Origin of the sequence: Saccharopolyspora sp. NPDC002686 (assembly GCF_040295745.1) — a bacterium.
GTDB classification, from domain to species: Bacteria; Actinomycetota; Actinomycetes; order Mycobacteriales; family Pseudonocardiaceae; genus Saccharopolyspora; species Saccharopolyspora oryzae.
Window position 1 is genome coordinate 1 of record NZ_JBEOVY010000047.1, and the last position, 24,404, is coordinate 24,404.

At 69.5% G+C, this 24,404-nt stretch carries 24 protein-coding genes; 11 read left to right on the forward strand and 13 right to left on the reverse strand.

Annotation, left to right across the window (positions count from 1 at the left end; all coding sequences use genetic code 11):
* Nucleotides 1-316: 316 nt before the first annotated feature.
* Nucleotides 317-1,060 (forward strand): dienelactone hydrolase family protein, encoded by a 744-nt coding sequence (locus tag ABTZ89_RS09070; RefSeq protein ID WP_270948545.1) that lies wholly within the window; start codon nt 317-319, stop codon nt 1,058-1,060.
* Here ABTZ89_RS09070 and ABTZ89_RS09075 read toward each other — a convergent pair.
* Nucleotides 1,015-1,785: an isocitrate lyase/PEP mutase family protein gene (locus ABTZ89_RS09075; RefSeq protein ID WP_351042077.1), complete on the reverse strand. Its 771-nt coding sequence runs from the start codon at nt 1,783-1,785 to the stop codon at nt 1,015-1,017. The two genes, ABTZ89_RS09070 and ABTZ89_RS09075, sit on opposite strands and share 46 nt — an antisense overlap.
* A 64-nt stretch (nt 1,786-1,849) precedes the next feature.
* Here ABTZ89_RS09075 and ABTZ89_RS09080 point away from each other — a divergent pair, with 64 nt between their 5' ends.
* Entirely contained in the window at nt 1,850-2,554 is a 705-nt protein-coding gene (locus ABTZ89_RS09080; RefSeq protein ID WP_270948543.1) for an ArsR/SmtB family transcription factor, read from the forward strand.
* A gap of 246 nt (nt 2,555-2,800) precedes the next feature.
* On the opposite strand, the gene dprE2 is transcribed toward ABTZ89_RS09080, so the two are convergent.
* Nucleotides 2,801-3,544, reverse strand: coding sequence for a decaprenylphospho-beta-D-erythro-pentofuranosid-2-ulose 2-reductase (gene dprE2 / locus ABTZ89_RS09085; protein ID WP_270948542.1), 744 nt, complete (start codon nt 3,542-3,544; stop codon nt 2,801-2,803).
* Between the two features lie 67 nt (nt 3,545-3,611).
* Between dprE2 and ABTZ89_RS09090 the strand changes: the two genes are divergently transcribed.
* The 3 genes from ABTZ89_RS09090 to ABTZ89_RS09100 all read left to right on the forward strand — a co-directional run bounded on the left by ABTZ89_RS09090 (nt 3,612) and on the right by ABTZ89_RS09100 (nt 5,884).
* The gene (locus ABTZ89_RS09090; protein ID WP_351042081.1) at nt 3,612-4,715 is read left to right on the forward strand and encodes a winged helix DNA-binding domain-containing protein; all 1,104 of its coding nucleotides are present in this window, start codon (nt 3,612-3,614) and stop codon (nt 4,713-4,715) included.
* A 77-nt stretch (nt 4,716-4,792) separates the two neighbouring features.
* The gene (locus ABTZ89_RS09095; RefSeq protein WP_351042084.1) at nt 4,793-5,608 is read left to right on the forward strand and encodes an SAM-dependent methyltransferase; all 816 of its coding nucleotides are present in this window, start codon (nt 4,793-4,795) and stop codon (nt 5,606-5,608) included.
* A gap of 57 nt (nt 5,609-5,665) precedes the next feature.
* On the forward strand, nt 5,666-5,884 hold the full coding sequence (locus ABTZ89_RS09100) for an NADPH-dependent FMN reductase (protein WP_351042121.1): 219 nt from the start codon (nt 5,666-5,668) through the stop codon (nt 5,882-5,884).
* A 146-nt stretch (nt 5,885-6,030) separates the two neighbouring features.
* Here the strand turns inward: ABTZ89_RS09100 and ABTZ89_RS09105 are convergent, their stop codons facing one another.
* Genes ABTZ89_RS09105 through ABTZ89_RS09120 form a run of 4 tightly spaced genes read right to left on the reverse strand, consistent with a single transcriptional unit; the run spans nt 6,031 to nt 10,514 of the window.
* Nucleotides 6,031-6,657, reverse strand: coding sequence for a GTP-binding protein (locus ABTZ89_RS09105; protein ID WP_270948539.1), 627 nt, complete (start codon nt 6,655-6,657; stop codon nt 6,031-6,033).
* On the reverse strand, nt 6,638-7,189 hold the full coding sequence (locus tag ABTZ89_RS09110; protein ID WP_270948538.1) for a DUF742 domain-containing protein: 552 nt from the start codon (nt 7,187-7,189) through the stop codon (nt 6,638-6,640). Before ABTZ89_RS09110 ends, ABTZ89_RS09105 begins: the two co-directional genes overlap by 20 nt.
* 7 nt (nt 7,190-7,196) lie before the next feature.
* Nucleotides 7,197-7,622 carry a roadblock/LC7 domain-containing protein gene (locus ABTZ89_RS09115; RefSeq protein WP_270948537.1) on the reverse strand — a complete coding sequence of 142 codons (426 nt, stop codon included), beginning with the start codon at nt 7,620-7,622 and terminating at the stop codon, nt 7,197-7,199.
* Nucleotides 7,623-7,676: 54 nt separating this feature from the next.
* Nucleotides 7,677-10,514 (reverse strand): sensor histidine kinase, encoded by a 2,838-nt coding sequence (locus ABTZ89_RS09120; protein WP_351042089.1) that lies wholly within the window; start codon nt 10,512-10,514, stop codon nt 7,677-7,679.
* A gap of 607 nt (nt 10,515-11,121) precedes the next feature.
* Here ABTZ89_RS09120 and ABTZ89_RS09125 point away from each other — a divergent pair.
* The 3 genes from ABTZ89_RS09125 to ABTZ89_RS09135 all read left to right on the forward strand — a co-directional run bounded on the left by ABTZ89_RS09125 (nt 11,122) and on the right by ABTZ89_RS09135 (nt 13,892).
* Nucleotides 11,122-11,649: a DUF485 domain-containing protein gene (locus tag ABTZ89_RS09125; RefSeq protein ID WP_270948535.1), complete on the forward strand. Its 528-nt coding sequence runs from the start codon at nt 11,122-11,124 to the stop codon at nt 11,647-11,649.
* Nucleotides 11,646-13,241: a monocarboxylic acid transporter gene (locus ABTZ89_RS09130; protein ID WP_351042092.1), complete on the forward strand. Its 1,596-nt coding sequence runs from the start codon at nt 11,646-11,648 to the stop codon at nt 13,239-13,241. Before ABTZ89_RS09125 ends, ABTZ89_RS09130 begins: the two co-directional genes overlap by 4 nt.
* Before the next feature lie 294 nt (nt 13,242-13,535).
* The gene (locus ABTZ89_RS09135; RefSeq protein WP_270948533.1) at nt 13,536-13,892 is read left to right on the forward strand and encodes a hypothetical protein; all 357 of its coding nucleotides are present in this window, start codon (nt 13,536-13,538) and stop codon (nt 13,890-13,892) included.
* A gap of 145 nt (nt 13,893-14,037) precedes the next feature.
* Here ABTZ89_RS09135 and ABTZ89_RS09140 read toward each other — a convergent pair whose 3' ends face one another.
* Nucleotides 14,038-14,271, reverse strand: coding sequence for a YrhK family protein (locus ABTZ89_RS09140; RefSeq protein WP_502949526.1), 234 nt, complete (start codon nt 14,269-14,271; stop codon nt 14,038-14,040).
* A 314-nt stretch (nt 14,272-14,585) separates the two neighbouring features.
* On the opposite strand from ABTZ89_RS09140, the gene ABTZ89_RS09145 reads away from it, so the two are divergent.
* Nucleotides 14,586-14,951 carry a peptidase inhibitor family I36 protein gene (locus ABTZ89_RS09145; RefSeq protein WP_351042095.1) on the forward strand — a complete coding sequence of 122 codons (366 nt, stop codon included), beginning with the start codon at nt 14,586-14,588 and terminating at the stop codon, nt 14,949-14,951.
* A gap of 26 nt (nt 14,952-14,977) precedes the next feature.
* Here the strand turns inward: ABTZ89_RS09145 and ABTZ89_RS09150 are convergent, their stop codons facing one another.
* Genes ABTZ89_RS09150 through ABTZ89_RS09165 form a run of 4 tightly spaced genes read right to left on the reverse strand, consistent with a single transcriptional unit; the run spans nt 14,978 to nt 19,202 of the window.
* Nucleotides 14,978-16,075, reverse strand: coding sequence for a glycosyltransferase family 4 protein (locus tag ABTZ89_RS09150; RefSeq protein ID WP_351042098.1), 1,098 nt, complete (start codon nt 16,073-16,075; stop codon nt 14,978-14,980).
* Nucleotides 16,076-16,125: 50 nt separating this feature from the next.
* Complete coding sequence (locus tag ABTZ89_RS09155) at nt 16,126-17,028, reverse strand: alpha/beta fold hydrolase (protein ID WP_270948530.1); 903 nt, start codon at nt 17,026-17,028, stop codon at nt 16,126-16,128.
* 6 nt (nt 17,029-17,034) lie between these two features.
* Nucleotides 17,035-18,264 (reverse strand): glycosyltransferase, encoded by a 1,230-nt coding sequence (locus ABTZ89_RS09160; protein ID WP_351042101.1) that lies wholly within the window; start codon nt 18,262-18,264, stop codon nt 17,035-17,037.
* Nucleotides 18,261-19,202 (reverse strand): DMT family protein, encoded by a 942-nt coding sequence (locus ABTZ89_RS09165; RefSeq protein ID WP_351042104.1) that lies wholly within the window; start codon nt 19,200-19,202, stop codon nt 18,261-18,263. Before ABTZ89_RS09165 ends, ABTZ89_RS09160 begins: the two co-directional genes overlap by 4 nt.
* A 943-nt stretch (nt 19,203-20,145) precedes the next feature.
* Here ABTZ89_RS09165 and ABTZ89_RS09170 point away from each other — a divergent pair.
* Nucleotides 20,146-21,228 (forward strand): CopD family protein, encoded by a 1,083-nt coding sequence (locus ABTZ89_RS09170; RefSeq protein WP_502949527.1) that lies wholly within the window; start codon nt 20,146-20,148, stop codon nt 21,226-21,228.
* Here the strand turns inward: ABTZ89_RS09170 and ABTZ89_RS09175 are convergent.
* Entirely contained in the window at nt 21,183-22,322 is a 1,140-nt protein-coding gene (locus ABTZ89_RS09175; RefSeq protein ID WP_351042107.1) for a hypothetical protein, read from the reverse strand. The two genes, ABTZ89_RS09170 and ABTZ89_RS09175, sit on opposite strands and share 46 nt — an antisense overlap.
* A 119-nt stretch (nt 22,323-22,441) precedes the next feature.
* Entirely contained in the window at nt 22,442-23,230 is a 789-nt protein-coding gene (locus ABTZ89_RS09180; RefSeq protein ID WP_270948525.1) for a GH25 family lysozyme, read from the reverse strand.
* 367 nt (nt 23,231-23,597) lie between these two features.
* Here ABTZ89_RS09180 and ABTZ89_RS09185 point away from each other — a divergent pair, with 367 nt between their 5' ends.
* Nucleotides 23,598-24,305 carry a DUF4232 domain-containing protein gene (locus tag ABTZ89_RS09185; RefSeq protein ID WP_351042110.1) on the forward strand — a complete coding sequence of 236 codons (708 nt, stop codon included), beginning with the start codon at nt 23,598-23,600 and terminating at the stop codon, nt 24,303-24,305.
* Nucleotides 24,306-24,404: the final 99 nt, after the last annotated feature.

Here is a 24,404-nt window from a genome sequence, read left to right on the forward strand (position 1 = left end):
ATGGAATTTGCGTCCTGTCCGGCCTGCGACCGCGAAGCACGACCGGCACCGCGCGGCGAGGGTCGCATGCGCCGCCAGGCGCATAACCCACCCTCGGCGCTTGCACCGCCGCGGGTCCTCAGCGTTCGCCTGGCGAGGACGGCCCGACTGCCGTGTATTGGCCATACATCAAGTCGGGCACCCGGAGTCCAGGCGGGCGCTGAGGTTCCGCCACCCGCACCGCCACGCAAAACGAGGATGGAAAACCTCAATCTTCTCGCGTGTCGGGGTTGTGGCTGGTGGGTAGTCGGAGCCTGCGGAACTGGAGGAGGCTCACATGGTTCAACTCGCGACCGAGCCGGTGATCGTCAAGACCCCCGGGGGCGACCTCGAAGGGGATCTCGTCGTGCCACCGCCTGCTCGGGCGGTGGTCCTGTTCGCGCACGGTTCCGGGAGTTCCCGGCACAGCCCCCGCAACCGCGCCGTCGCGGAATCGCTGCAGGGCGCCGGATTCGGCACCATGCTGCTCGACCTGCTCACCCCCGAGGAGGCCAAGTTCGACCAACACACCCACGAACTGCGCTTCGACATCGACCTGCTCGCCGAACGCCTGGTACCCGCGATCGACCAGCTCAGCGCCTGGGAGTCGACCAAGCGCATGCCGGTCGGGCTGTTCGGCGCCAGCACCGGCGCGGCCGCCGCGCTGAAGGCCGCCGGACGACGGCCGGACCGCGTGGCCGCTGTGGTGTCGCGCGGCGGTCGTCCCGATCTCGCCGGTGAAGGGCTGGATTCGGTGCAGGCCCCGACGCTGCTGATCGTCGGCGGCGACGACCGCGAGGTGCTCAACCTCAACCGCCAGGCGGTCGAGCTGCTCACCTCGCTACCGCTGACCGACGTCAAGATCGAGATCGTGCCGCACGCCGGTCACCTGTTCGAGGAACCCGGTGCGCTGGAACGGGTCGCGGAGCTCGCCGCCGACTGGTTCCGCAGCTACCTCGGCGCCGGGGTGTCGCACCCGACCGGCCCGGACGGCGGTCACTGGAAACCGCCGGAACCGCGTCGCCGACCACCGACGACGTAGTCCTGCACAGCTGAATAACCCGGAACGCCCGACGGCACGGGGGAACCATCGCGAACGGCACGCGCAGTCGTGACGGCGCTGTGCAGTGCCGCGCGGTATAGCAGCGAGCCCATGCTCACCCGCCGAACGCCGAGCGCGGCGAGCTCCTCGATGCGGTGCCCCGGCTGGAAGAGGATGTTGACCGGCACGCCGACCGCGTCCACCAGCGCGCGGATGTCGTCAGCAGCGCTCATACCCGGCACGAAGACACCGTCCGCCCCAGCCGCCGCGTAGCGCTGCGCGCGGTCGATCGTGTCGCTGAGCGACGGTTGCCCGAGCCAGTAGGTGTCGGTGCGCGCGTTGAGGAAGAGGCCTGGCGCGCGCCGCTTCACCTCGGCGATGAGTTCCTGCTGGTGGGCGGGGTCGCCGAGACCGTCCTCCAGGTTGATCCCGGCAACGCCCAGCTCGGCGAGCTCCTCGGCGATCCCGGCCGGATCGCCGAACCCGGTCTCGACGTCGACGCTGATCGGGCGGGGCAGGTCGACCAGTCGCCGGGCGAGCTCGACCGTCTGCGCACGGGTGCGCCCCTCCCCGTCCGGTTCGCCGTGCGCGGCGGCCACCCCGAGGCTGGTCGTGCCGATCGCGGCGAAGCCTTCGTCGACGAGCGCTGCGGCGGAGGCGAAGTCCCAGGCGTTCGGCAGCAACAGCAGCCCGTCCTGGTGGAGTGCGTGGAATTCTCCCGACATGCCGCCACGGTAGGACCGCAACGCTTCGGTGACGGCCGAAGCGTCGTCGACGCAGAATGGCCGCATGACCATCGAACGCGACGTGGCCCGGCTCGCCGGACTGCTCGCCGACCCGACGCGGGCGGCCTTCTGCCTGGCGTTGCTGGACGGGCGCGCGTGGACCGCGACCGAGCTGGCCGGGCACGCGGGAGTCGCGGCGTCTTCAGCCAGCGAGCACCTGAACCGGCTGGTCGAGGGCGGTCTGCTCGCCGAACGCCGGCAAGGCAGGCACCGCTACGTGCAGCTGGCGGACGCGCAGGTCGCCGATCTCCTCGAGTCGTTCATCAGCCACCTGGGCCCGACTCGGCAACCACCGACCGGGCTGCGCGCGGTCAGCGCCTCGGCGGCGCTGGCCAACGGCCGCACCTGCTACGACCACCTCGCCGGTCGCCTCGGCGTGGCGATCACCGACGCCATGACCACGGCCGGACTCCTCGACCAGACCGACGGATTCGCCCTCACCGACAGCGGTTTCACCTGGCTGACCGGCACACTGGGCATCGCCGAAGCGGACCTCCGCGGCACCCGCCGCCCGCTGGCCCGCCCGTGCCTGGACTGGACCGAACGCCGCTCCCACCTGGCGGGCAGCGCGGGCGCGCACCTGCTGCGCAGCTTCCTCGCCCGCGGCTGGATCAAGCGGATCGGCACCAGCCGGGCGGTCCGCCTCACCCCCACCGGAACCACGGCCCTCCGCAACCACCTCGCACTCGACACAACCACCTTCGAGTGACCCGGAACCACAGTTTCAATTGAAACTGCAAACCCCACCCACGACGGATCGCAGTTTCAATTGAAACTGCAGACCCGCCCGGACACAGCACCGGCGTGTCAGATCCCGACACACTGAGACCTGGGGACAGGTTCCGGATCCTGTGGAGAACTTCCGCAATTTCAATGGAAATCGGAGATCCGATTTCCATTGAATTTCGAGGAGCCCGGCCGACGACCGCAGCCGCAGAGCCCGGAGCTGCGGGGATCAGCGGGGCATGCGGCGCCAGATGGCCTGCGGGACCAGGCGCATCGCGGCGAACACCCAGCGCAGGATTCCCGGGACCCACACCACTCGACGCCCCCGGCGGAGCGCCGAGACGGTCGCGTCGGCGACCTGGTCGGGCGTGCTCGACCACGGCGCCGGGCTCATGCCTTGGGTCATCCGGCCGATGACGAATCCCGGCCGCACGATCAGCAGTTCCACCCCGCTGCCGACCAGGGCGTCGGACAGTCCGTTGGCGAAGCCGTCGAGCCCGGCCTTCGCCGAGCCGTACACGTAGTTCGCGCGGCGCACCCGCACCCCGGCCACGGACGAGAACACCACGATCCGGCCGCTGCCCTGCTGGCGCAGCAGGTTCGCCAGGTGGGTCAGGACGCTGATGTGCGCGACGTAGTCGGTGTGCACGATCTCGATCGCGTGCGCCGCTTCGCGTTCCGCTCGTTCCTGGTCGCCGAGCAGTCCGAAGGCCGTCACCGCGACGTCGATCGGGCCGTGCTCGTCGACGATGCCGCGCAGCAGCTGCTCGTGGCTGCTCACGTCGTCCGCGTCGAACTCCGCCCGCGCCACCTCGGTCGCGCCCACCTCGCGGAGCAGCGCTTCCTCGGCGTCGAGGTCCGCGGACCGCCGCGCCGCCAGCACCACCTTGGTGCGTCCCTGCTTGACCAGGCGCTCCGCGACCGCCACGCCGATCTCACTGCGGCCCCCGAGGACCAAAACCGCTCCGCTCATCGCGGTCAGTCTGCCACCGCCGGATGTCGGTGCGCCCACGTACTGTCCCGTCGGCGGAAGGAGACCGATGCCCGTCCTCACCCAACGCCAGCTCAACCGCGCGACGCTGCAGCGGCAGCTCCTGCTGCACCGATCGGAGAAGTCGCCGATCGAGGCGGTGGAGCACTTGGTCGGGATGCAGGCGCAGGCGCCGTTCCCGCCGTACTTCGGCCTGTGGAGCCGCCTGATCGACTTCCAGCCCGATGACCTGGCGCAGCGACTGCTGGACCGGAGCGTGGTCCGCATCGTGCTGATGCGCGGCACGGTGCACCTGGTCTCCGCCGAGGACTGCTTGCACCTGCGGCCGATGGTGCAGCCGTTCCTGGACCGCAACGTGCACGCCAACACCCAGCACCGCGGTGAGTTCGCCGGGCTGGACCTGGCCGAGGTCGCCGCTGCCGGCCGGGAGCTGCTGGACGAGCAGCCCCGCAGCGCAGCCCAGTTGCGCCCGCTGCTCGCCGAGCGCTGGCCCGACCGCTCCCCGGCGGCGCTGGCTTTCGCCGTGCGGAACCTGTTGCCGCTGGTGCAGATCCCGCCGCGGGCGATCTGGGGCCGCAGCGGCCAGCCGGTCTACGCGACGGCCGAAACCTGGCTCGGCCGCCCGCTCGCCGAGCCTTCGACCGGGGAGGTGCTGCTCCGCTACCTCGCCGCGTTCGGCCCGGCCTCCGTCGCGGACATGCAGACCTGGTCCGGTCTGACCCGCCTGAAGGAAGTGGTGGCGGGCCTGGACCTGCGCAGCTTCCGCGACGAGAACGGCCGCGAGCTGCTCGACCTGCCCGACGCCCCGCTCCCCGACCCGGACCTGCCGAGCCCGCCGCGGTTCCTCGCGCCGTTCGACAACCTGCTGCTCTCCCACCAGGACCGCACCCGCGTCATGTCCCCGGAAGCCAGGAAGCGCCTGTTCAGCGTGAAGAACGCGGTGCTTCCCGGCACGATCCTGGTGGACGGGTTCCTGCACGGCACCTGGCAGGTCGAGCGGCAGAACGGCACCGCGACGCTGACCATCTCCCCCTACCAGGAGATGTCCGAAGAGGACGCGGACGCCTTGATCGAGGAAGGCCACCGGCTGCTGGCCTTCGCCGAGCCGGACAGCGCCGAAAAGGCCGTGCACATCACCGAAGCCAGCAGGTGATAGGTGTTTACCAGGCAGTCCGGGGCGCTTACCCTGGGCTAGATCGTTTCCCACCTCGGACCGAGCGGATCCACGACATGGCAGAAGTTGACCGGCCGCAGATCGACACCTCCAAGCCCAGCATCGCGCGGGTCTACGACGCGTTCGTCGGCGGCAAGGACAACTTCGAGGTGGACCGGCAGGTCCTGCGGCAGATCCAGGAGATCGCCCCTGAGGCCATCGAGGTCGGCAGGTTGTGCCGGGCCTGGCTGATCCGGGTGGTCCGCTTCATGGCCGGTGGTGCCGGGATCGACCAGTTCCTGGACCTCGGCTCCGGCTTGCCGACCGCGGAGAACACCCACCAGGCGGCGCAGCGCCTCAACTCCGAGGCGAAGGTCGTCTACGTCGACAACGACCCGTCGGTGGCGGCGCACGGCCGCGCGCTGCTGGAGGAGAACGACTACACCCACTTCGTGATGGGCGACCTGCGCGATCCGGCGGCTATCCTGAGCGACCCGGCGGTCACCAAGCACCTGGACCTGAGCCGTCCGGTCGGGCTGATCCAGTGCAACACGCTGCACCACGTGACCGACGAGGAGGATCCGGGCCAGATCATGCAGTCCTACGTGGATGCGCTGGCGCCGGGCTCCTACATCGCGATCTCGCACCTGCACAACCCGGCGGACGGCAGCTACAGCGCCGAGCTGGCGGTCGAGTCCGAGGCGCGCTTCAACGAGATGATGGGCAGCTGCTTCTACCGGCGCCGCGAGGAGATCGCCGAGCTGTTCCGCGGCCTGGAGATGATCGAACCGGGCCTGGCCTACCTCTTCGACTGGTGGCCCGACGGCCCGCTCCTGACCGAGCCCAGCGCCGCATCCCACAACCTCCTGGGCGGAGTCGCCCGCAAGCGCTGACCGGCGCGACCTCGCGTCGAGCTCGATGTCCGTGCACGTCCACCCGGGCTGGGCGATCTGCCGCTGTACAACCAGGACTTGGAGCAGAACCCGCCGACCGCCGTGCACGACCTGCACCAGCAGATCCTGCAGGCCGACGGGCTGCTGATCGCGGCGCCGGAGCACAACGCCGCGACCCCGGCGGCGCTGAAGAACGTGATCGACTGGATGAGCCGCATGCCCGCCGGGGCCGGGTTGAGCGGAAAGGCGATCGCCGTGGCAGGTGCCTCGCCATGATGGCGACGCCGTTCGCCCAGTGCTGAGCAGAACCCGGTTCAGCGTCCCTTGTGGACAGAACCGCCCGCTGACCCGCCACCCCGGCAGGCGGGCAGCACGGCGAGTTCCCGGGTGAACCGGGGTGCGACCGCGCGCACCCCGGTGCCTCAACCCATCTGGCGCGAAGCCCAGTGGCGCATCGCGTGCTCCACCAGACCGATCAGCGTGCGCTTGGTGGACTCGCGGTCGCGGGCGTCGCACGGGGCCATCGGCACGTCCGGCCCGATCGCCATCGCCTCGCGGACCTGCTCGATGGAGTGCAGCATCTGCCCGTCGAAGCAGTTCACCCCGACCGTGTAAGGCAGACCGCGGTCCTCGAAGAAGTCGATCGCCGAGAACGAGTCGGCCAGCCGGCGGGTGTCCACCAGCACGACCGCGCCGATCGCACCCTTGACCAGGTCGTCCCACATGAACCAGAACCGCTGCTGGCCCGGGGTGCCGAACAGGTACAGGATCAGGTCCGAGGCCAGCGTGATGCGACCGAAGTCCATCGCCACGGTGGTGGTGGCCTTGTTCGGCGTCGCGCCCAGGTCGTCGACACCGCGACTCGCCTCGGTCATCACCGCCTCGGTGGTCAGCGGCACGATCTCCGACACCGAACCGACGAAGGTCGTCTTGCCGACGCCGAAACCACCGGCCACCACGATCTTCGCCGAGGTAGACGTGGTTCCGGCGCGACTCGCGGCCTGCGGCGGGGTGCCGAGCCGGGGGGCGCTATAGCCGACGGAGTCCACTCAAAACCCTTTCCATCAACACCATGTGTGGTGCGCTACCGCTTTCGCTCACCGTCTGGTGCACGGTGATCAACCCGAGCTCGGCCATGTCCGCCAGCAGAACGCGGGCCACCCCGATCGGCACTGACAACAGCGCCCCCACTTCCGCCACCGACCTCGGGTGTTGGCACAGCTCTGCGATCGACTGGTGTTCCAGCCGAACCGCGGTGCCAGGTTGGTACCCCTCGCCGATCGAGACGAGGGTCTCCAGCTCCAACTTGTGCGTGGACCTGGTGCGCCCACCCGTCCAGGTGTACGAGCGGATGCTCGACGCGGCCGGGGCAGCGGGCTCCTCCGCCGGTTCGTCCAGGTAGGACGGCTCCGGCGCGTCGTGTTGATCATGGTGCTGCTCATCGTACCGGTCGGCTTCGGAGCGCCCCTTGCGCTTGCGCTTCGCGCTGCCGAAGCTGAACCCGTTGACGACGTCGGCGAAGCCGTTGTCCCCGCTGCTGTCGCGTCTTCGCCCGCGTGGGTGCTCCGATCTTCTGCTCATCGCAACCTCACACGAGTGCGCCGGTCGAGCCCTGCAACTGCGAGCGGATCTCCGGCGTCAGCATCTGACCGACGCGCTCCACGAGCATGGTCATCTCGTAGGCGATCAGCCCCATGTCGCACTGCGGGGCGGCGAGCACGGTCAGGCAGGAGCCGTCGCTGATGCCCATCTGCAGCAGCGTGCCGCGCTCCATCTCCACGATGGTCTGCACGACCTGCCCGGCCTCGAAGCACTTCGCCGAGCCCTGGGTGAGGCTCAGCAGCCCCGAGGCCACGGCCGCCAGCTGATCCGCGCGGTCCCTGGGCAGGGTCGCCGAAGCGGTCAGCACCAGTCCATCGGCGGAGACCACGATCGCGTGCGCCACACCGGCCACGCGTTCGGTGAAGTCGGTGATCAGCCAGCCGAACCTGCGGGAAATCATCTGAGCAGTCATGCAACCTCCTGTTCGTCGCCGAGGTGATCACGCCTTCGCGCTGCGGACCCCATGTCAATCCTCGTCGGTTGCTCGGTGCCGACCGCGGCTCGCGCCGCTCTGGAAGTCGGCCAGCCGACCGCGGAGCTTGTCCGCATCGCGCTGGAACATCCCAGTGCTGGTCGGCTCGGAATTCGAGACGCTACCCGGGACCAGGTGCGCCTTCGGGGTGCGGCGCGGCAGTCCGGCGTTGGTGAACGAGCCGGGTTCCGGGTTCGCGGCGGCCTCCGCCGCCTCGCGCGCCTTGTCGGCGGCGAAGTTCCACGCGTCGTCCGCACCCACGTCGTTCGGGATCCACGGCTCCGACTCCGCCGGGTCGACCGGGCTGAGCCGGGAATCCGTGGAACCGCCGAACTGCACCCCGTTCTGGGCCAGCCGCCGGCTGATGTCCTCCGCGCTCCGGGTCTGCTTGGCCGGTTCGGCCGCGCCGCGCGGCGTGCGGCGCGGCAGCCCGGACTCGGTCAGCGGCGGCACTTCCGGCTCGGCGGGCTCCGGCTCGGCGGGGAACTCGTCCTCCGCACCGGGCCAGCTGAACTCACCGGTCTCGGTCAGTGCCTTCAGCTGCGGGTTCTCGCTCGCCGGCTGGAACCACTGGGTGGAGACGTCCTCGCTGGCCGGCGGCTCTTCTACCGGCCGGGCGACGGGCGGTTCGACGCCGGGCCAGTCGAAGTCCCCGGGGATCGACCGCGGTTGCTGCGGGATGTCCAGCGGCGCGTCGAACAGGTGCGCCGTCGGCGAGTCCTCCGGTTCCGGGGAGCGCGGCTCGAACAGGCTCGACGATCCCGGCTCCTGCCACGGCGAAGTCTCCGCCGGGACCCGGCGCGGCAGCTCGCCGGAGGTCGGCAGCTCGGTGTGCGAGTGGCCGTTGCGGCGGGTCGGCAGCGCGGAAGCCGCGGCCGCACCGGGGGTGGGCAGCACCGACCCGGTGCCGGCCGGAACCACGTGCTCGGCCGGGATCATCACGGTCGCGCGGACGCCCTCGACGTCCGGGCCGCCGTGCAGCTCGACGCCGACGCCGTGCCGCACCGCGAGGCGACCGGCCACGAACAGGCCCATCCGCCGGGAGGAGCCGAGGTCGTCCTCGTCGACCTCGGCCAGCCGCTGGTTGGCGCGAGCCAGCTCCGCGTCGCCCATGCCGATGCCCGCGTCGAGCACGTCGAGCACCACCGTGCCGTCGCCGGCCTGGTAGCTGGACACGGTCACCGTGGTGTCCGGGGCGGAGAAGTTCGCCGCGTTGTCCAGCAGTTCGGCCACCAGGCGCACCAGGTCGCTGGCGGTGTGGCCGCGCAGCTTCACCGCGGGCGGCGGCTGCACGACGACCCGCGGGTACTGCTCGATCTCGGAGACCGCGGCTCGCAGCACGTCGGCCAGATCGGTCGGCTGGTTGAACCGCCGGGCCAGGTCCTGGCCCGAGAGCACCATCAGGTTCTCGTTGTTGCGGCGCATCCGGGTCGCCAGGTGGTCCAGCTGGAACAACCGGGCGAGCTGGTCGGGGTCTTCCTCGTCCTGCTCCAGCTCTTCGAACAGCCGCAGCTGCCGCTCCAAGAGGCTCTGGCTCCGCCGGGACACGCTGACGAACACGTCGCTGTAGCCGCGCCGCAGGTCGGCCTGCTCGACCGCCAGGCGCAGCGCCTGCTCGTTCACCTCGTCGAAGGCGCGGGCCACCTGGCCGACCTCGTCGGTGGTGTCGACCGGAACCGGGCTCACCGCGGCGTCGGCGCGGTTGCCCTGCCGGATCGCGTCGACCGCGGCCGGCAGCTCGTAGTCGGCCGCGTCCAGCGCGCTGGTGCGCAGCTCGCGCAGCGAACCGAGCAGCTGGCGGGTGATCAGGATGATGATCGCGGCGGCCATGATCAGCGCCGACAGCAGCAGCACGGAGTCCCAACCGGCGGTGTCGCTGGCCTCGTCCTCCAGGTCCGCCGCGGTTGCCCGCACCTCGTTCGCGAGCTCGTCACGACCGTCGTTGATCGTCCTGACCGATGCGTCGCTGCCCCGGTTCCAGTCTTCCCGCGCAACCGAGTACTCGCCGCTGTAGACGTTGTCGGTGCTCTCCTTCAGCAACGCGGCCAGCATCCGGTTGCGTTCCACGATCGGCGGGGTGAGCAGCGTTTCGTCCAACCGGCGCTGCCAGTGCGCGGCGACCGTGGCGCGGGCATCGGTGATCTTGCCCAGGAGCCGGGCGCGCGACCCCTGGAGGTTGTCCAGCGCCTGCGGCGAGAGGCTGCCCTCGCCCAGACCGGTCAGCACCCACACCTGCTGCAGCCGGACCTCTTCGATCAGGGCCAGCATGTCCTGCATCGCGAATGCCGTGCTGGACAGGCTCTGGTCGGCGACGCTGCCGGTCAACGCGCGGTTCAACGACATCGCCGAGTTGATCACGCCGCTGTAGGCGCCGATGGCCTGGTCCGCGCGCAGCTGGTGGCCCTGCACCTGCTGGCGCAGCGCGGCGAGCCCGTCGAGCTGCGGCCGGAGTTCGCGGTAGCGGTCCGCGACGACCGGGCCGAAGACGTCGGCCGAGGCGAGCTCGCCGAGCTCGCCGACCGCACCGTCCACCGCGGCCGCGTCCCGATCGACAGCACGGACGTCGCCGTTGTCGACCAGGACCTCGACCGCGCTGTTGCGCTCCCGCTGCAACCCGTCGATGAGCGGTTCGATCTGGTCCACCGCGTCGAGCACTTCAGCGACGCGGCCGAACTCAGCGGCGCGATCGACCTGCCAGCGGATCTGCCCGATGCCGAGCGCGACCGCGAAGATGACTGGAACCAGGACGACGGCGCCGAGCTTGACCGGCAGGGACCAGTTGCGCCACTGGACCGCGGCGTCGCGAAGTCGCCCGAACTTCCCCTCGCTCACGGGCGCCCTCCTGGCGTCGAGCTCGGGGCTCCGCGCTGGTCGGTCGCGGTTCGGGGCCTCTCGGGCGAACAATGGTGGGGAGAACGGCGCATGCGTGCGGTCCCGCAATCGTCGTCTGGGTGGTCGGGGGTGAAATCCAGCTGCGGACGGGAGGCTCCGGGCGCATGGAATCGCCATGCGGCACTGCGCTGTACCGATGGGGCTCCGGCGGCACTCAGCGTCACCATTAGCATCTCCGGCCGGCGCAATAGCGACACCGGTACCGAACCGTTACCTTTCCCGTGGGGCGGCTGCCTTTCACTGCCCAAGCACTATAAGCCCCTGGTGAAGTGATAGCACCGGGGGCTTTTTACCATTCGACTACGACAAACAGGGGATGTCACACCGAGTGGTCGAAGTCGGCGAAGAGTCGCCATCGTTTTCACTCGTTCAGCCCAGTGCCGGGGCGACTTAGCCGCCCGCGCCGCGATGAAATGCCTGGTCGATCAGATCAACCGACCCCTCCACAGCTGCTGACCTGGCAGTACCAGACGGTAACCACGATTCGCGCGGGAACCCGGCGAAGGCCGAGTCGCAGCATCTGAGATCCTGGAAAACGGCGTCCCACGTGTTGATCACCACACTTTCGATCTCGCGCGGGAAGTGGTTAGAATTCCCCGCCTCCGCCGGCCCGCGCGCGCCCGGCGGGCCCACCGCGAAGTACCAGGAAGGACCCATGAGCAACGCAACGCAATCCGCGCTGCGCGGCGGCCCAGGTGACCAGCCCGGAAATCCGCGGTCGGCCTTCGGCGGAATCGACAAGAGCTCGGTTCGGAACACCCCGGAACAGCTCGATTTCCGCACTATCGAGCAGAGCGAGGAATTCCGCTCGCTGCGCCGCCGACTGAAATGGTTCGTTTTTCCCGCAACGGCGTTTTTCCTGATCTGGTACATCGCCTACGTCGCGGTCGCCGCCTACGCCCGGGAATTCATGGCCCAGCCGCTCGTCGGCGAGATCAACGTGGGGCTGGTGCTGGGCGTCGCCCAGTTCGTCACCACGGTCGGGTTGACCACCCTCTACCTGCGGTTCGCGCGCCGCCACATCGACCCGAAGGTCGACGAGATCCGACAGGACGCGGGAGAGCTCGAACGATGAAGGACCAGCAGCTGTTCCTGGGCGACAGCGCGATCATCAACACCACCGTCTTCGCAGCGTTCGTGCTGATCACGCTGTTCATCGTGTACCGGGTGAGCAGCCGCGGCAGTTCCAGCGACTACTTCGTCGCCGGCAGTTCGTTCAGCGGTGCGCAGAACGGCATCGCGCTGTCCGGTGATTACCTGTCGGCAGCATCGTTCCTGGGCATCGCCGGCGCCATCGCGGTCTACGGCTACGACGGCTTCCTGTACTCCATCGGCTTCCTGGTCGCCTGGCTGATCAACCTGCTGCTGGTGGCCGAGCGGATGCGCAACACCGGCCGCTTCACCATGGGCGACGTGCTCAGCTTCCGGATGCGGCAGCGCCCGGTGCGCGCGGCGGCGGCCGCATCAACGCTGGCCATCACGATCATCTACATGATCGCCCAGATGGCCGGTGCCGGCGGTCTGGTCGCCCTGCTGCTCGACGTGCACAGTGCGTTCGGCCAGGCGCTCGTGATCGCCGTGGTCGGCCTGGTGATGATGGTGTACGTGCTGGTCGGCGGCATGAAGGGCACCACCTGGGTGCAGATCATCAAGGCCGCGATGCTGCTGCTGTGCGTCGCCCTGATCACGATCTTCCTGCTCGGCAAGTTCGGCTACAGCATGACCGACCTGCTGCTCCGCGCCGCGGACAACAACCCGCACGGCAAGGCCATCTTCGCGCCGGGCGTGCAGTACGGGAAGTCCGAGCTGACCCAGCTCGACTTCGTGTCGCTGTCGCTGGCGCTGGTGCTGGGCGTCGGCGGTCTGCCCCACGTGCTGATGCGCTTCTACACCGTGCCCGACGCCCGCGAGGCGCGCCGTTCGGTGGCGTGGGCGATCTGGGTGGTCGCGGCCTTCTACATCTGCACGCTGATCATCGGCTACGGCGCGGCCGCGCTGGTGGGCACCGAGGCCATCCAGTCCGCGCCCGGTGCGGAGAACTCCGCGGCGCCGCTGCTGGCCTACCGCATCGGCGGCACGGTGCTGCTGGGCATCGTCGCCGCGGTCGCCTTCGCCACCATCCTGGCCGTGGTCGCGGGTCTGACGCTGACCGCGTCGGCGTCGTTCGCGCACGACATCTACGCCAACGTGATCCGCCGCGGCGACGTCGATTCCGACGACGTGGTGAAGGTGGCCCGCATGACCGCGCTGGTGATCGGCGGGGCGTCGATCCTGGGCGGCATCCTGGTCAACGGTCAGAACATCGCGTTCCTGGTCGGTCTGGCGTTCGCCTTCGCCGCTTCGGCGAACCTGTCCACGCTGCTGTACTCGCTGTTCTGGAAGCGCTTCAACACCCGCGGCACGCTGTGGGGCATCTACAGCGGTCTGGCGTCCTGCCTGCTGCTGGTGATCTTCTCGCCGGTGGTCTCCGGCTCCCCCGAGTCGATCCTGCCGAGCGTGGACTTCGCGTTCTTCCCGCTGAAGAACCCGGGCATCGTGTCCATCCCGATCTCGTTCATCTGCGGCATCATCGGCACCTTCCTGGGCAGCAGCGACGAGGTGGACGACGAGCGCAAGGCCGAGATGGAGGTCCGGTCGCTGACCGGCATCGGCTCGCGAGTCGGCTGACGCGTCCCACCGGAGGCCCCCAGGACCAACCGTCCCGGGGGCCTCCGCCGTTCCAGCACTCAGCGCGTCGGGATCCCGGACCGCTCCCCCACAGGTGGTGCCCGGTGGACCGAGCCCATCGCGGACCGTCACCGGCCGTTCGGCCGCCGCGCACGAATTCGCTCTACCCAATCGGATACTGCCGAAACCCCGGAATTCTCCATAAAATGGAACTCAGCCCGTCCGTAAAGAGATCGCTTCCGCATTAGCAGGGGGAAATCGTGGGCGATCCGGCGGGCGAAGTGGGGGGACACGATGCGCACCGCCATTCGCAATGCGCTGCTCAGCGCGGTGGTCGCCGCCGCGCTGCCGGTGTCGGGACTGGGCGGACACCTGGGCACGATCGCCGTCGGGATCAAGGACGCGCTGGCCAAGACCGCTGATCAGAGCCAGCTTCGGGACTTCAGGGAGCCCGGCGTGCTGATCCGGTCGGAGCCCAGCACGGCCGCCGACGCGCGGGGTTCGGGAGGCCCCGGCGACCGCGCTGCGATCCGCGGTTCGGTGCCCGGGGAAAACGTTCGCTGCGCCGACGGTTCGAACAATTCGGAATGGTTCGAAATCACGAATCGGCGCACCTCGGTCAGCGGTTTCGTCAGCGGCTGCTACCTCTGATTGAGGTTTTTCCGTTCTCGTCCTGCGTGGCGGTGCGGGTAGCGGAACCTCAGCGCCCGCCTGGTCTGGTCGAAGGCCGGACAGGATGAAAAAGGCTCATTCCGGTCGAATTCACGCGCCGGCCTTCCGTCCGGGTGCGGGGTTTTCAGAATTCCTGGTCCGAGCCCCGCACCCCGGCCGGCCGCAGCCGGCGCAGGTGCACGAAGCGGGTCAGCCGGATCACCGGGCGGATCGCCAGCTCGCAGCTGCCCAGCAGGAACATCCAGGTCCCGGCGTTCGTGGTGGATTCGTGGAAGAACAGCAGGCTGCCGACGATGAACCAGAGCGCGATGAGGAAGTCGTTGACGATGCCGGCCACCTCGTAGCGCCGCCGGATCACCAGCTCCTCGCGCCCGATCCACCCACTGGTTCGTCTCGGCGGAATCGCTCATCGCCCGATTGTCGGTCCGGGCGGCGGGGCTCGCCGGTTCCCGCGCCGGTGCCGGTCAGCAGAACCGGACAGACCGCGAAAACCACCCGGTCGGGGTGTATCCAGCTTAATTGCTGGCGCTGCGATCCGGACTTCGGGAATCTTGGTCCCAGTCGGCCCGATCCGGCCGCGATCTCCTGATTTTCCCAACATGGAAGGACTTTCGCATGTCTGCGTCCATCTCGTCCGCCCCGAACCGTACCGCAGCGCGCTCATCCTGGGCCGTGCGAGCAGTTCTCGCGACACTGCTGGCCATCACCGCCGGCCTGCTCGGCGCGAACCGAGCGCATGCCGCCGAAGCACCGGAAAACCCTTGTCCCGAAGGCAGTTTCTGCGTGTGGAACGAGGAGAACCACGCCGGTCAGCGGCACGACATCAGCGTCAACAGCTCAGCCTTCGCGATGGAGCAATGCGTCCCGCTGGCGCAGGAGGGCGAAGCACTGTCCTTTGTGAACAACACGGGGCACCACGTGACCGTGTACCAGGACCAGCACTGCGACACCGAGGGCGACTTCGCGACCTACCCACCCGGCGCGCAGGCACCGAAGTCCACCTACGTGCCCCGCGCCATCAAGGTCTGGTCGCACTGAGCGAGCGCTGAGCCAGCCCCGACAGCTCAGCGCGCCAGTACCAGGTTCTGCATCAGCTCCAGCAGTCGTTCGGCGGAGTTGGCCCAGGTGAACTCCGCCGCCTGGCTGCGAGCAGCGGCCACCAGGTCAGCACGAGCCTCAGGATCCTCCACTCGGCGCACCGCAGCGACGAAGTCCTTCGACGACCCCGGGTCGAAGAACTCCGCGTGGCCACCGGTGACCTCGTGGAAGATCTCCAGATCGCTGCAGACCACCGGCGTCCCCGCGTTCATCGCCTCGATGACCGGCAGTCCGAACCCCTCGTCCCGAGAAGCGGTGACCAGCGCGCTGGCCCGACCGAGCAGCCGCTGGTAGTCGCTCTCCCCGATACCCCGCCAGAAAACCACGTCCGCGTCCGGCGGCAGCTGCGCCCGGAGCTCGGCTTCCCGCTGCGGCGCGATCCGGCTGACCAGGTGCAGCCGATACCCAGGAAGGAGCGCCATGCCCGCGACCAGGGTTTCCACGTTCTTGTACGGCATGAACGAACCCATGTACACGAGTTCGCGAGGTCCGCCCGCGGATTCCGCGGCCGCATCCGGCTCGTCCGCTGCGATGTCTTCGGGCATCGGCGACGGTGCATTGTGGACGACCGTGACCGGACGCCGGGTGAGCCGGTGCTCGGCGATGAGCTTGCGCGTCGTCTCGCTGACCGTGACCACTGCGTCGGCCCGGTTCAGCATGACGCGCTGCGGCCAGAAGGCCTTGTGGTACAGCCGCCACGCGACGCGAACCGGCAACGGCAGGAAGCCCGGCGGCTCCGGGTGCCGGTAGTAGATCAGGTCGTGCAGCGTGAGGACCAGCCGGTACTCGCGGCGGAATCCCCCGATCACCTGCAACGGGCTGAACACCACGTCGGCGCCGAGCCGGTTCAGCGTGCGCGACAACCACAGCTCGCGCGGCGAGAACGGGCTGTTGACCTTCAGGTGCGGAACACCTTCCGGCAGCAACCGCAGCTGCCGCTCGTCGTGGATCAACATCGTCACCGGATGGAGGTGGTGCAGTGCTTCGATCAGGCTCGCCCCGTAGCGGCTGATCCCGTCGTGCTGATCGGTGCGCGTCCAGCGCGCGTCGACGACGACGTTCATCGTCCCGCTCCGACCCGCAGGCCGCTCAGCAGTGTTCATCGCAGGGCTGTTCATGCGGCTCCGAGGAAGCGCTGGATCGCTGCTGCCGCCGGACCCGGCGTTTCGTAGTGCACCAGGTGTCCGACGTTCGGGATCACCACGAGCTCGGCATCGGACATCCGGGCGGCCAGCGCTCGCTGGCCCGGCAGCGGTGCGATCTCGTCGGATTCCCCGGCGATCAGCAGGGTGGGCAGGTGGATGTCGTCGGCGTGGTCGATGACGGTGTGCGTCGTCGAGGCCACGAAGGTCTCGCTGACCAGGGCCGGGCTGTGGAAGCGGCTGAAGTAGCGCAAGTGGTTGCTGTCGATGAACTCGCGCAGCTGCTTGTCCTTGGTCCGCGTCATCGCCCGGCTGGCCGCCAGCACCACCCAGCGGTTGCTCAGCAGCGAGTGCCCAGCGCGGATCGGCAGCCGCCTGCCCAGCGTGTAGTAGGCGGAGGTCAACCCGGACAGCAGCACCCGCGGCCCGCGCAGCGCCGGAGTGGCGATCGGGTTGATCAGCACCAGCTTGCTGATCAGCTCGGGCCTGGTGGCGGCCACCTCGGACGCGACGATCGAGCCGAACGAGTGCCCGAGCAGCACGATGGGACGGTCGCGGCCGTCGATCCGCTCGATCAGCTCGGTGATCACGTGCGCGTAGCCGGCGACGTCGTGGCGCTTCCCGGTCATCGGCCCGGAGTCCCCGAATCCGGGCAGGTCGGGAATGACCACGCGGTGGTCGGGCAGCCCCGCGGTGATGAGCTCCAAACCGTGGTGGGTGCCCCGCAACCCGTGCACCATCAGCACGGTGTCGGCCGCTTCAGCGCGGTCGGCACCGGCGCTGTCGGCGAGGTCGTCGCGGTAGGTCCAGTAGTGCACGTCAGCGCCGCTGATGCGCGCCACCTGCTCCACGGGCTGGAGTTCCGGGGTCACCACGGCGGCTCAGCTCGCCAGCTCGGTGCGGATCTCGTCGAGCTCGACGGCACCCTCCGGGTCGATCACGTGGTGGTAGATCGTCTCGAACCGGCCGAGGATCTCGTCGATGTCGTGCCGGGAGACCAGGTGCTCGCTGGCCTTGCCCATCCGGTCGATCGTGGCGCGGTCGACCAGCACGTCCTCGATGGCGCGGGCCAGCGCGTGCACATCGCGCGGCGGGTACAGCCAACCGTTCTGCCCGGGCTGCACGAGGTGCGGCAGCGCCATGGCGTTGGCCAGCACGACCGGGGTTCCGGCCGACATGGCTTCCATGGTGGCGAGGCTCTGCAGCTCGGCGATGCTGGGCATGCAGAACAGGTCGGCGCGCGCGTAGGCCTCCAGCAGCTCCTCCTCGTCGAGGTAGCCGTGGAACTGGACCCGGTCGGCGATGCCGAGCTCGGCGGCGAGCTGCTCGAAGGCGGCGCGCCGGCTGCCGTTGCCGACGATCTCCAACCGGGTCGGGACCTCGGTGCGCAGCAGCGACATCGCGCGCAGCAAGTCGTCGATGTGCTTCTCCTCGTCGAGGCGCCCGACGAAGAGCACGGTCCGGGTGTCCGGGTCGGGGTTCTCGGCGCGGTAGCGCTCGGCGGGCTGCCGGTACCGCTCGACGTCGATGCCGCAGGAGACCGGGAAGGCCGCGTCGGTGAACCCGTTGTCCTGCAGCAGCTGGACGGCGCGGGGCGTCGGTGCGGTGACCAGCTGCGCCTTGCCGTAGTGCTTGATCAGGTTGTGCCACAGCAGCCGGCCGGCCGCGTCCTGCAGGAACTGCGGGACCTTGATGTAACCGAAGATGTTCTCCGGCATGAAGTGGTTGGTCGCCACCAGCGGCAGGTTCCGCTGCCGGGCCGAGTTGATCAGCCCGCGGCAGATGAAGAAGTGCGACTGGACGTGCACGACGTCGGGCTGGATCTCGGCCAGCAGCCGATCGGCCTGGCGGGCCTGCCACGGCATGATGCCGCGGATCGAAGGGTGGAAGGGAGAGCCGTAGGAGGGCACGCGGTGCACCGTCACGCCGTCCTCGACCTCGAGGTGCTCGGTGCGGTCGTCCGAGTGGCAGATGACGTGCACGTCGTGGCCGCGAGCGGACAGGCCGGTCGCCAACCGGTGCCCGAAGATCGCCGCACCGTTCACGTGGGGCGGGTAGGTGGTCGCGCCGACCACGATCCGCAGCGGTCGGCTGTGCGGTTGCGAAGTCAAGGAGAACTCCCGTCAGGACGATCTGTCGAACTCGGTCCGGCAAGATCACTGCTGCCGGTCACCGGAGCGGGCACGCGCCGCTCCTCGGTTTCTGGGTGGTAGCGCGCGAGCGCGAACACCCCGATGCAGGCCACCACCGCGCAGAGGACTTGGCCGGTGGCGGTCGTGGCGCTGACGTCGTCGGCTTCGCCGAGCAGCCCGATGCCCAGGCCGACCGCGACGAGCGGGTCGATCACGGTCAGGCAGGCCACCACCAGGTCGGGCGGGCCGCTGGCGTAGCCGTGCTGCAGCAGCCAGCCGCCCACGACCATCGCCACGGCGATGCCGAGCAGTGGAAGGGGGTTGATGTCCAGCAGTTCGTTCGTGCCCAGCTGCTGCGCGACGGCGCGCATCAGCAGCGACACGTACCCGTAGGCGATCGCGCACCCGGCCGCGAAGAAGATGCAGCGCACCTTCGACCGGGTCAGCACGGCCAGCACGCCCACCGCCAGGACACCGGCGGCGACCAGCTGGGTGGCCGCCAGCTGCACGCCACCGGCCACCGGGGTGGCGGTCGCGCTACCGGCGGCGAGGAAGACGAACGCGGCGACACCACCGGTGGCCGCGAGCACCGCGAGCAGGACATTGGGGCTCAGGTCGCGGACCCGGATGCCCTGCTGACGGCTGTTGAGCAGCACGGTGGTCGGAAGGGCCAGCACGCCGATCGGCTGCACGACGCTGAGCGGAGCGAGTCCCAGCGCGCAGGCGTGGAGCACGGCGCCGGTGCCGAGGCATCCGAGGCCGGTGAGCCAGCGCGGGTTGCGGACGAGCCTGGACTGGGTCCGCAGGCCCAGCCCGCTGCCGTCCATCGTGTCGTGGACCGCGGCGTGCTGCATCCGCGCCCCGACCGCGTTGCCGAGGGCTCCCAGGGCAGCGAGCAACACCGCGAGCGCAGTCATCTCGAACCACGCCCAGTCGCGGGATCGGGGTGGTGCACGACCGGGTCAGCCCTCTTGAGCAGGATGCGGGGACGTTCGACCTTCGAACACCCTAGTCGGCGACCCATGTCACGTCCTGCTGTCGAGCCTCGCGGCGTCCGCCGCGCCGGCTTGCTGCCCGCGTCGGGACCCGCCGCCGGCGGTTCCCGCCTTCGCTGTCCGTCCACACCGCTCAATCTCGCGTTTCGCGGGACCGACTCACATCCGGGGTCGGACCCCCAATTTCCCTGAGACCCCCCAGGCTCGCACTTCGCGGCACCTCGGGTGCCACTGGGCCAAGACTTCCGACGAACCTCGCAGAAATCGCATCTGACCAGGCGAAATGCGATTCCTCCCGGAACTCGGGGACGCCTCCGGAAAACCCCGTGGGAACCCCGACCCGAACACCGGCCGATGCGGTGCGGAACGAAATTGCAGCGCCCCGTGAAACACCGGACGAATAAGCCTGCGCCGAGCCGGTGAACGAAAGCCGACGACTCGGCGAATCGAGCGGGAAGAACCGCGCAGGTTCCGGAATCGCTTCGCCCGCGCACGGTCGAGGTGCGCCGGGCGCGCCCCCCGCGTGCGCTGTTGCGCTGGCCGCCGGATACACGTGGTCGACTCTAGAACAACGATGCTGAGGACATTGCCAGCAACACAAGCCCGTCCGGCCCGGCGTCCGCGCGAACCGCCGAACAGGCAAACCAGACGAATCGAACCGGGCCCCGAAAAGCCGTCCCGAACTGGGAAATCATCCAATTGGAAGATCAACTGATGGCGACGAACACGGTGACCGAGACGACACTTCGACAACGTCACCCCACCGATCCCGGAAATGCGCACCGAAACAATTCGGTCACGACCAGTGATCGAGTTCGCCGTGCGACCCGGAATGGCTGCTCGACCGGGTGAGATGATGGCTGTCGTGGCTGCCGATTCCGATGCCGTTGCCCGTTCCAAGCGAACTGCCGAACCGGACCGCCCCGGCACCCCCGAAGATCGCACCGCACCCCGGCAGAAGACCGCGGTGGTGGTCGCCCTGGTCGGCGGCGCGCTGCTCGCTGCTCTGATCACCACCACCTACACCGCAGTCGGCACGATCCCCGGACTGCCCGACCCGCCGTCGCTGGTGCGCTTCGGCCTGCCCACCGCACGGGTCGTGCTGGACCTGGCCGCGCTGGCCACGGTCGGCCTGAGCCTGCTGCCGAAGCTGCTCGGCTTCGACCGCCCGAAGCAGACCGAACCGATCATGGCCCTGGCCCGCCGGGCGACCGTGATGACGGCGTTGATCTGGATGCTCGCCGCCCTGGTGTCCCTGGTGCTGCAGGCCTCCGAGCTGAGCCCGGACCGCGAGGTCACCGTCCAGCTGCTGGTGGACTACGTCGCGAACGTCCCGGCCGGCCCGGGCCTGCTCGCCAGCGCCGGCGCCGGTCTGGTGTGCGCGGCGCTCGGATTCCTGGCCATCCGGTTCGGCGAGTCGGTGCCCGCCGAGCTGCGCACCATCATCGCCCTGCTCGGCCTGCTGCCGATGCCGCTGACCGGCCACGCCACGGACTGGCGCTACCACGACTTCAGCATGATCTCGATGGAGCTGCACGTGATCGGTGCGGCCATGTGGACCGGTGGTCTGGCCGCCGTCGCGCTCTTCGTCGCGCCCCGGCGCGGGCTGCTGGCGGAGGCGCTGCCTCGCTTCTCCAAACTGGCCACCACCGCCTTCGTCGTGGTCGGCGCATCGGGCCTGTTCAACGGCCTGATGACGCTGGTCATCACGCCGAACGTCGGCCTGTCCGGCCTGGTCACCACCAGCTACGGCCAGATCATCGTGGCGAAGGTGCTCTGCCTGGTGGCGCTGGGTGCGATCGCCTCGCAGATGCGCTTCCGCCTGCTGCCCCGCATCGCCCGCCACCAGCGCACCGCGCTCCTCGGCTGGGCCGCCGCCGAGGTCGCGGTGATGGGTGTGGCCTACGGGCTGGGTGTGGTGCTCTCCCGCGCTCCGGTCATCGTCTGAGCCCGCAGCACCAGCTGCTGCCCCTGCTCGGTGTCGAGCAGGAACTGGAACAACCACCACAGCCCGGCGAACAGCACGACCACGTACAGCGCGGTCGAGTAGTCGGCGGGCGGCGCGGCCAGGTAGGTCTCCTGCAACGACAGCGCCGCGTACGACACCGAGGTCACAGCCGCCGCACCGACCACCGGTCGGATCCGGGCCGCCAACTGGAACGACAGGTCGATCGCGACGGCCCCGGCGAGCACGAAGAACGGCACGGCCGAGATCGGGAAGTCGGCCGCGGCCAGCAATCCCCAGGCGACGCAGCGGAACGCCAGGTAACCGGCGGCGATGGTGGTCGCGGTCCACTTCCGCCCGACCAGCCGTCGCGCCAGCAGCAGCGTGCCGAGCCCGGTGAGCACCGCCCACGTCGGGTACACCCAGTCCGGCACCGGCAGCGTGAAGTGCTCGACGGCGATCCGGTCCAGCGGTCGGCCCAGGTCGTCGGCGGCGAACTGCAGCAGCTCGTCGTCGGCGTAAGGCGTGCCGCGATCCCACGCGGCCAGCCCCAGCACGCCGTACTCCTGGTGCTGGTTCAGGAACAGGAAGTTGTCCAGCACCGTGAACCACAGGAAGCAGGTGACCGCGTACGAGTACCGGTCACCGCCGCCGTAGCGCGCCCAGCCGCGGAGCAGCCCGATGCTCATCAGCCCGGTGCCGATGTATAGCAGCGCGTGCGAGGGGCTCCACGCGGTGATGTCCAGGCCGTTGACCCGGTGGTTGATCACGTCCAGCGGCGCGGCCACCAGGAAGATGCCGAGCCCCCACTGCATCCAGCGCAGCGTGGCGCGGTCGGCACCGATCCCGGTGTAGGTGTGGAAGACGACCAGTCCCACCACGATCGCGGTGCCCACCGTGTTGATCATGTGCGGCGGCGCGAGGTCGTCGCGCAGCCACCTGAAGTGCCAGCAGATGTCCCAGGTCGCGCCCAAGGTCTTGAGGGTCATCGCGACGACCCACCAGCGGTAGAGCGCGACCACCAGCTGCTCGGGGGCGTCCCGTCCCGGCTCACCGCGAGTCCAGTGGCCGCGGATCAGCTCCGCCGTCGCCGCCATCGCGTTCACCTCCGCCCCGCGCGATGTTCAAGCGAAGACGGTAGTCCGATCTGATCGCGAAAGCGGGCCTTCGGCGTACCCGCCAGTAACGGTTTGGAAAAACCCGCCGACTTCGATCGTCAGCGCGGAATCTTCAGGACCTGGCCCACGTAGATCAAGTCCGGGTTGTTGATCCCGTTGACCCGGGCGATCTCCCGCCAGTCCACGCCCAGCTTCTGACCGATCCCGGACAGCGTGTCGCCCGGCTGCACCACGTAGGTCTCCGGCGCGGGCGGCGGCGGAGGCGGCGGCGCTCCGGCACCGGTGAGCACCTCCAGCGGCACCATCGAGACGTTCACGTCGGTGTTGCCGCCGATGCCCGGCACCTGCCCGTCGGAGGCGTGCTGGTGGATCGCCACGCGGTCGGTCAGGTAGCCCGGCTCGCCCGGCGGGCGGCCGTAGTGGGCGACCCACAGGAACACCCCGGGGTCCACCCAGGAGTCGGTGGCCAGCTTGTCCTGGAACCACGACGCCGAGGCGTACACGACGACCTCGTTGCGGCCGGTGTGCCCGCGGATGGCGTTGATGAAGCCCTTGACCCAGGCGCCCAGGTTCGCCGCGTCGGTCTCGATGTCCAGGCACGGCGGCAGGTTCCCGGCCGCGCTGGAGTTCAGCCGCCCGAGCTGCGCGGCGAAATCGGCCGCGTCCTGCTCCGGGGAGTTCGTGTCCGGGCGCGCGAAGTGGTAGAGCCCGGTGACCATCCCGGCGCCGCGGGCACCGGCCAACTGCCCGTCCAACGTCGGACTCACATATCCGACGCCTTCAGTCGCTTTGATGTAGCTGAAGACGTATCCGGCGCCGCGAACCGCACCCCAATCCGGTTCCCCCTGATATCGCGATACGTCCACGCCGGGAATGCGTTCGGCCATGTCAAACCCCCTGAGTTCGGCCTGCTAGCGGGCCCAAAGATATCTAATTCGCACAAACCCGCAGTCCCGCCGTTCAGGTGAAGATCACCACCCGGTCGGGCTACCGAAAAACGAGAATCGCTCAATTCGCGAACCAGTAATTCCACCTATCGAGTATTAGCGCCTCACCGAATGCACCCGATCAGCCCATCCGTGGCGAACTCCGGTTCAACCCTGCGGAGTAGCTCGGCTCGTAGCACGCACAGCCGGTGAAGGGCGGACAATCGGGAGCTGGTGGGCAACCCTCCCGCCCGCCAGGCGTCTACACAACAGCAGAGCAGTTACCGACGGACCCCGCCGCGCAGGACGGGGACGGGAGGTGGTCGTGATGACCGCGCATCGACTGCGCACCATCGGCTTGCGGACGCTCCAGGCATCCGGCGCCCTGCTCGCCGCCGGGCTGATGGCGGCCTGCAGCCAGGCACCCCAGACCGGCAAGGTCGTCGCCGCACCGATCGCACACCCCCAGCCCCAGCCACCCGCCGCGGCCATGAACCTGCAGCAGCCCGCCGAGACGCCGCAGGCCCCGCAGGCGGAGAGCCCCCAGCCGAGCCCGACGGCCTCCGACCCCACGACCGCCCAGGCGCCTCCGAAGAAGCAGGAGCCGCAGGCCGCCAAGAGCACGCGCTGCCACACGTCGATGCTCAACGGCTCGCTGCAGAACGCCGATGCCGGCGCCGGGCAGCGCTACGCCGAGCTGACGCTGACCAACAACAGCGGCGAGACCTGCACCCTGTACGGCTACGGCGGGATGCAGCTGGTCGACTCCTCGGGCCGCGCGCTGCCGACCAACGCCGAGCGCACCCCGAACCCCGGTCCGTCCATGATCACCCTGGCCCCTGGCGCCTCGGCCAGCGCCACGCTGCACTGGACCGTCGTCCCGACCGGCGACGAGCCGACCGACGGGCAGTGCCAACCCACCCCGGCCCGCCTCCAGGTCATCCCGCCCGACGAGACCGACGCGCTCCCGGTCGCCTGGAACTCCGGCCCGGTCTGCGGCGGCGGAACCATCGACGGCAGCGCATACCACCAGTGAGCCCTTCCACCTTGTCCGGGCTGCGACCGCGAAGCGCGACCGGCGCTGAGGTTCCGCCACCCGCACCGCCGCGCAGGACGAGGATGGGAAACCCCCGGT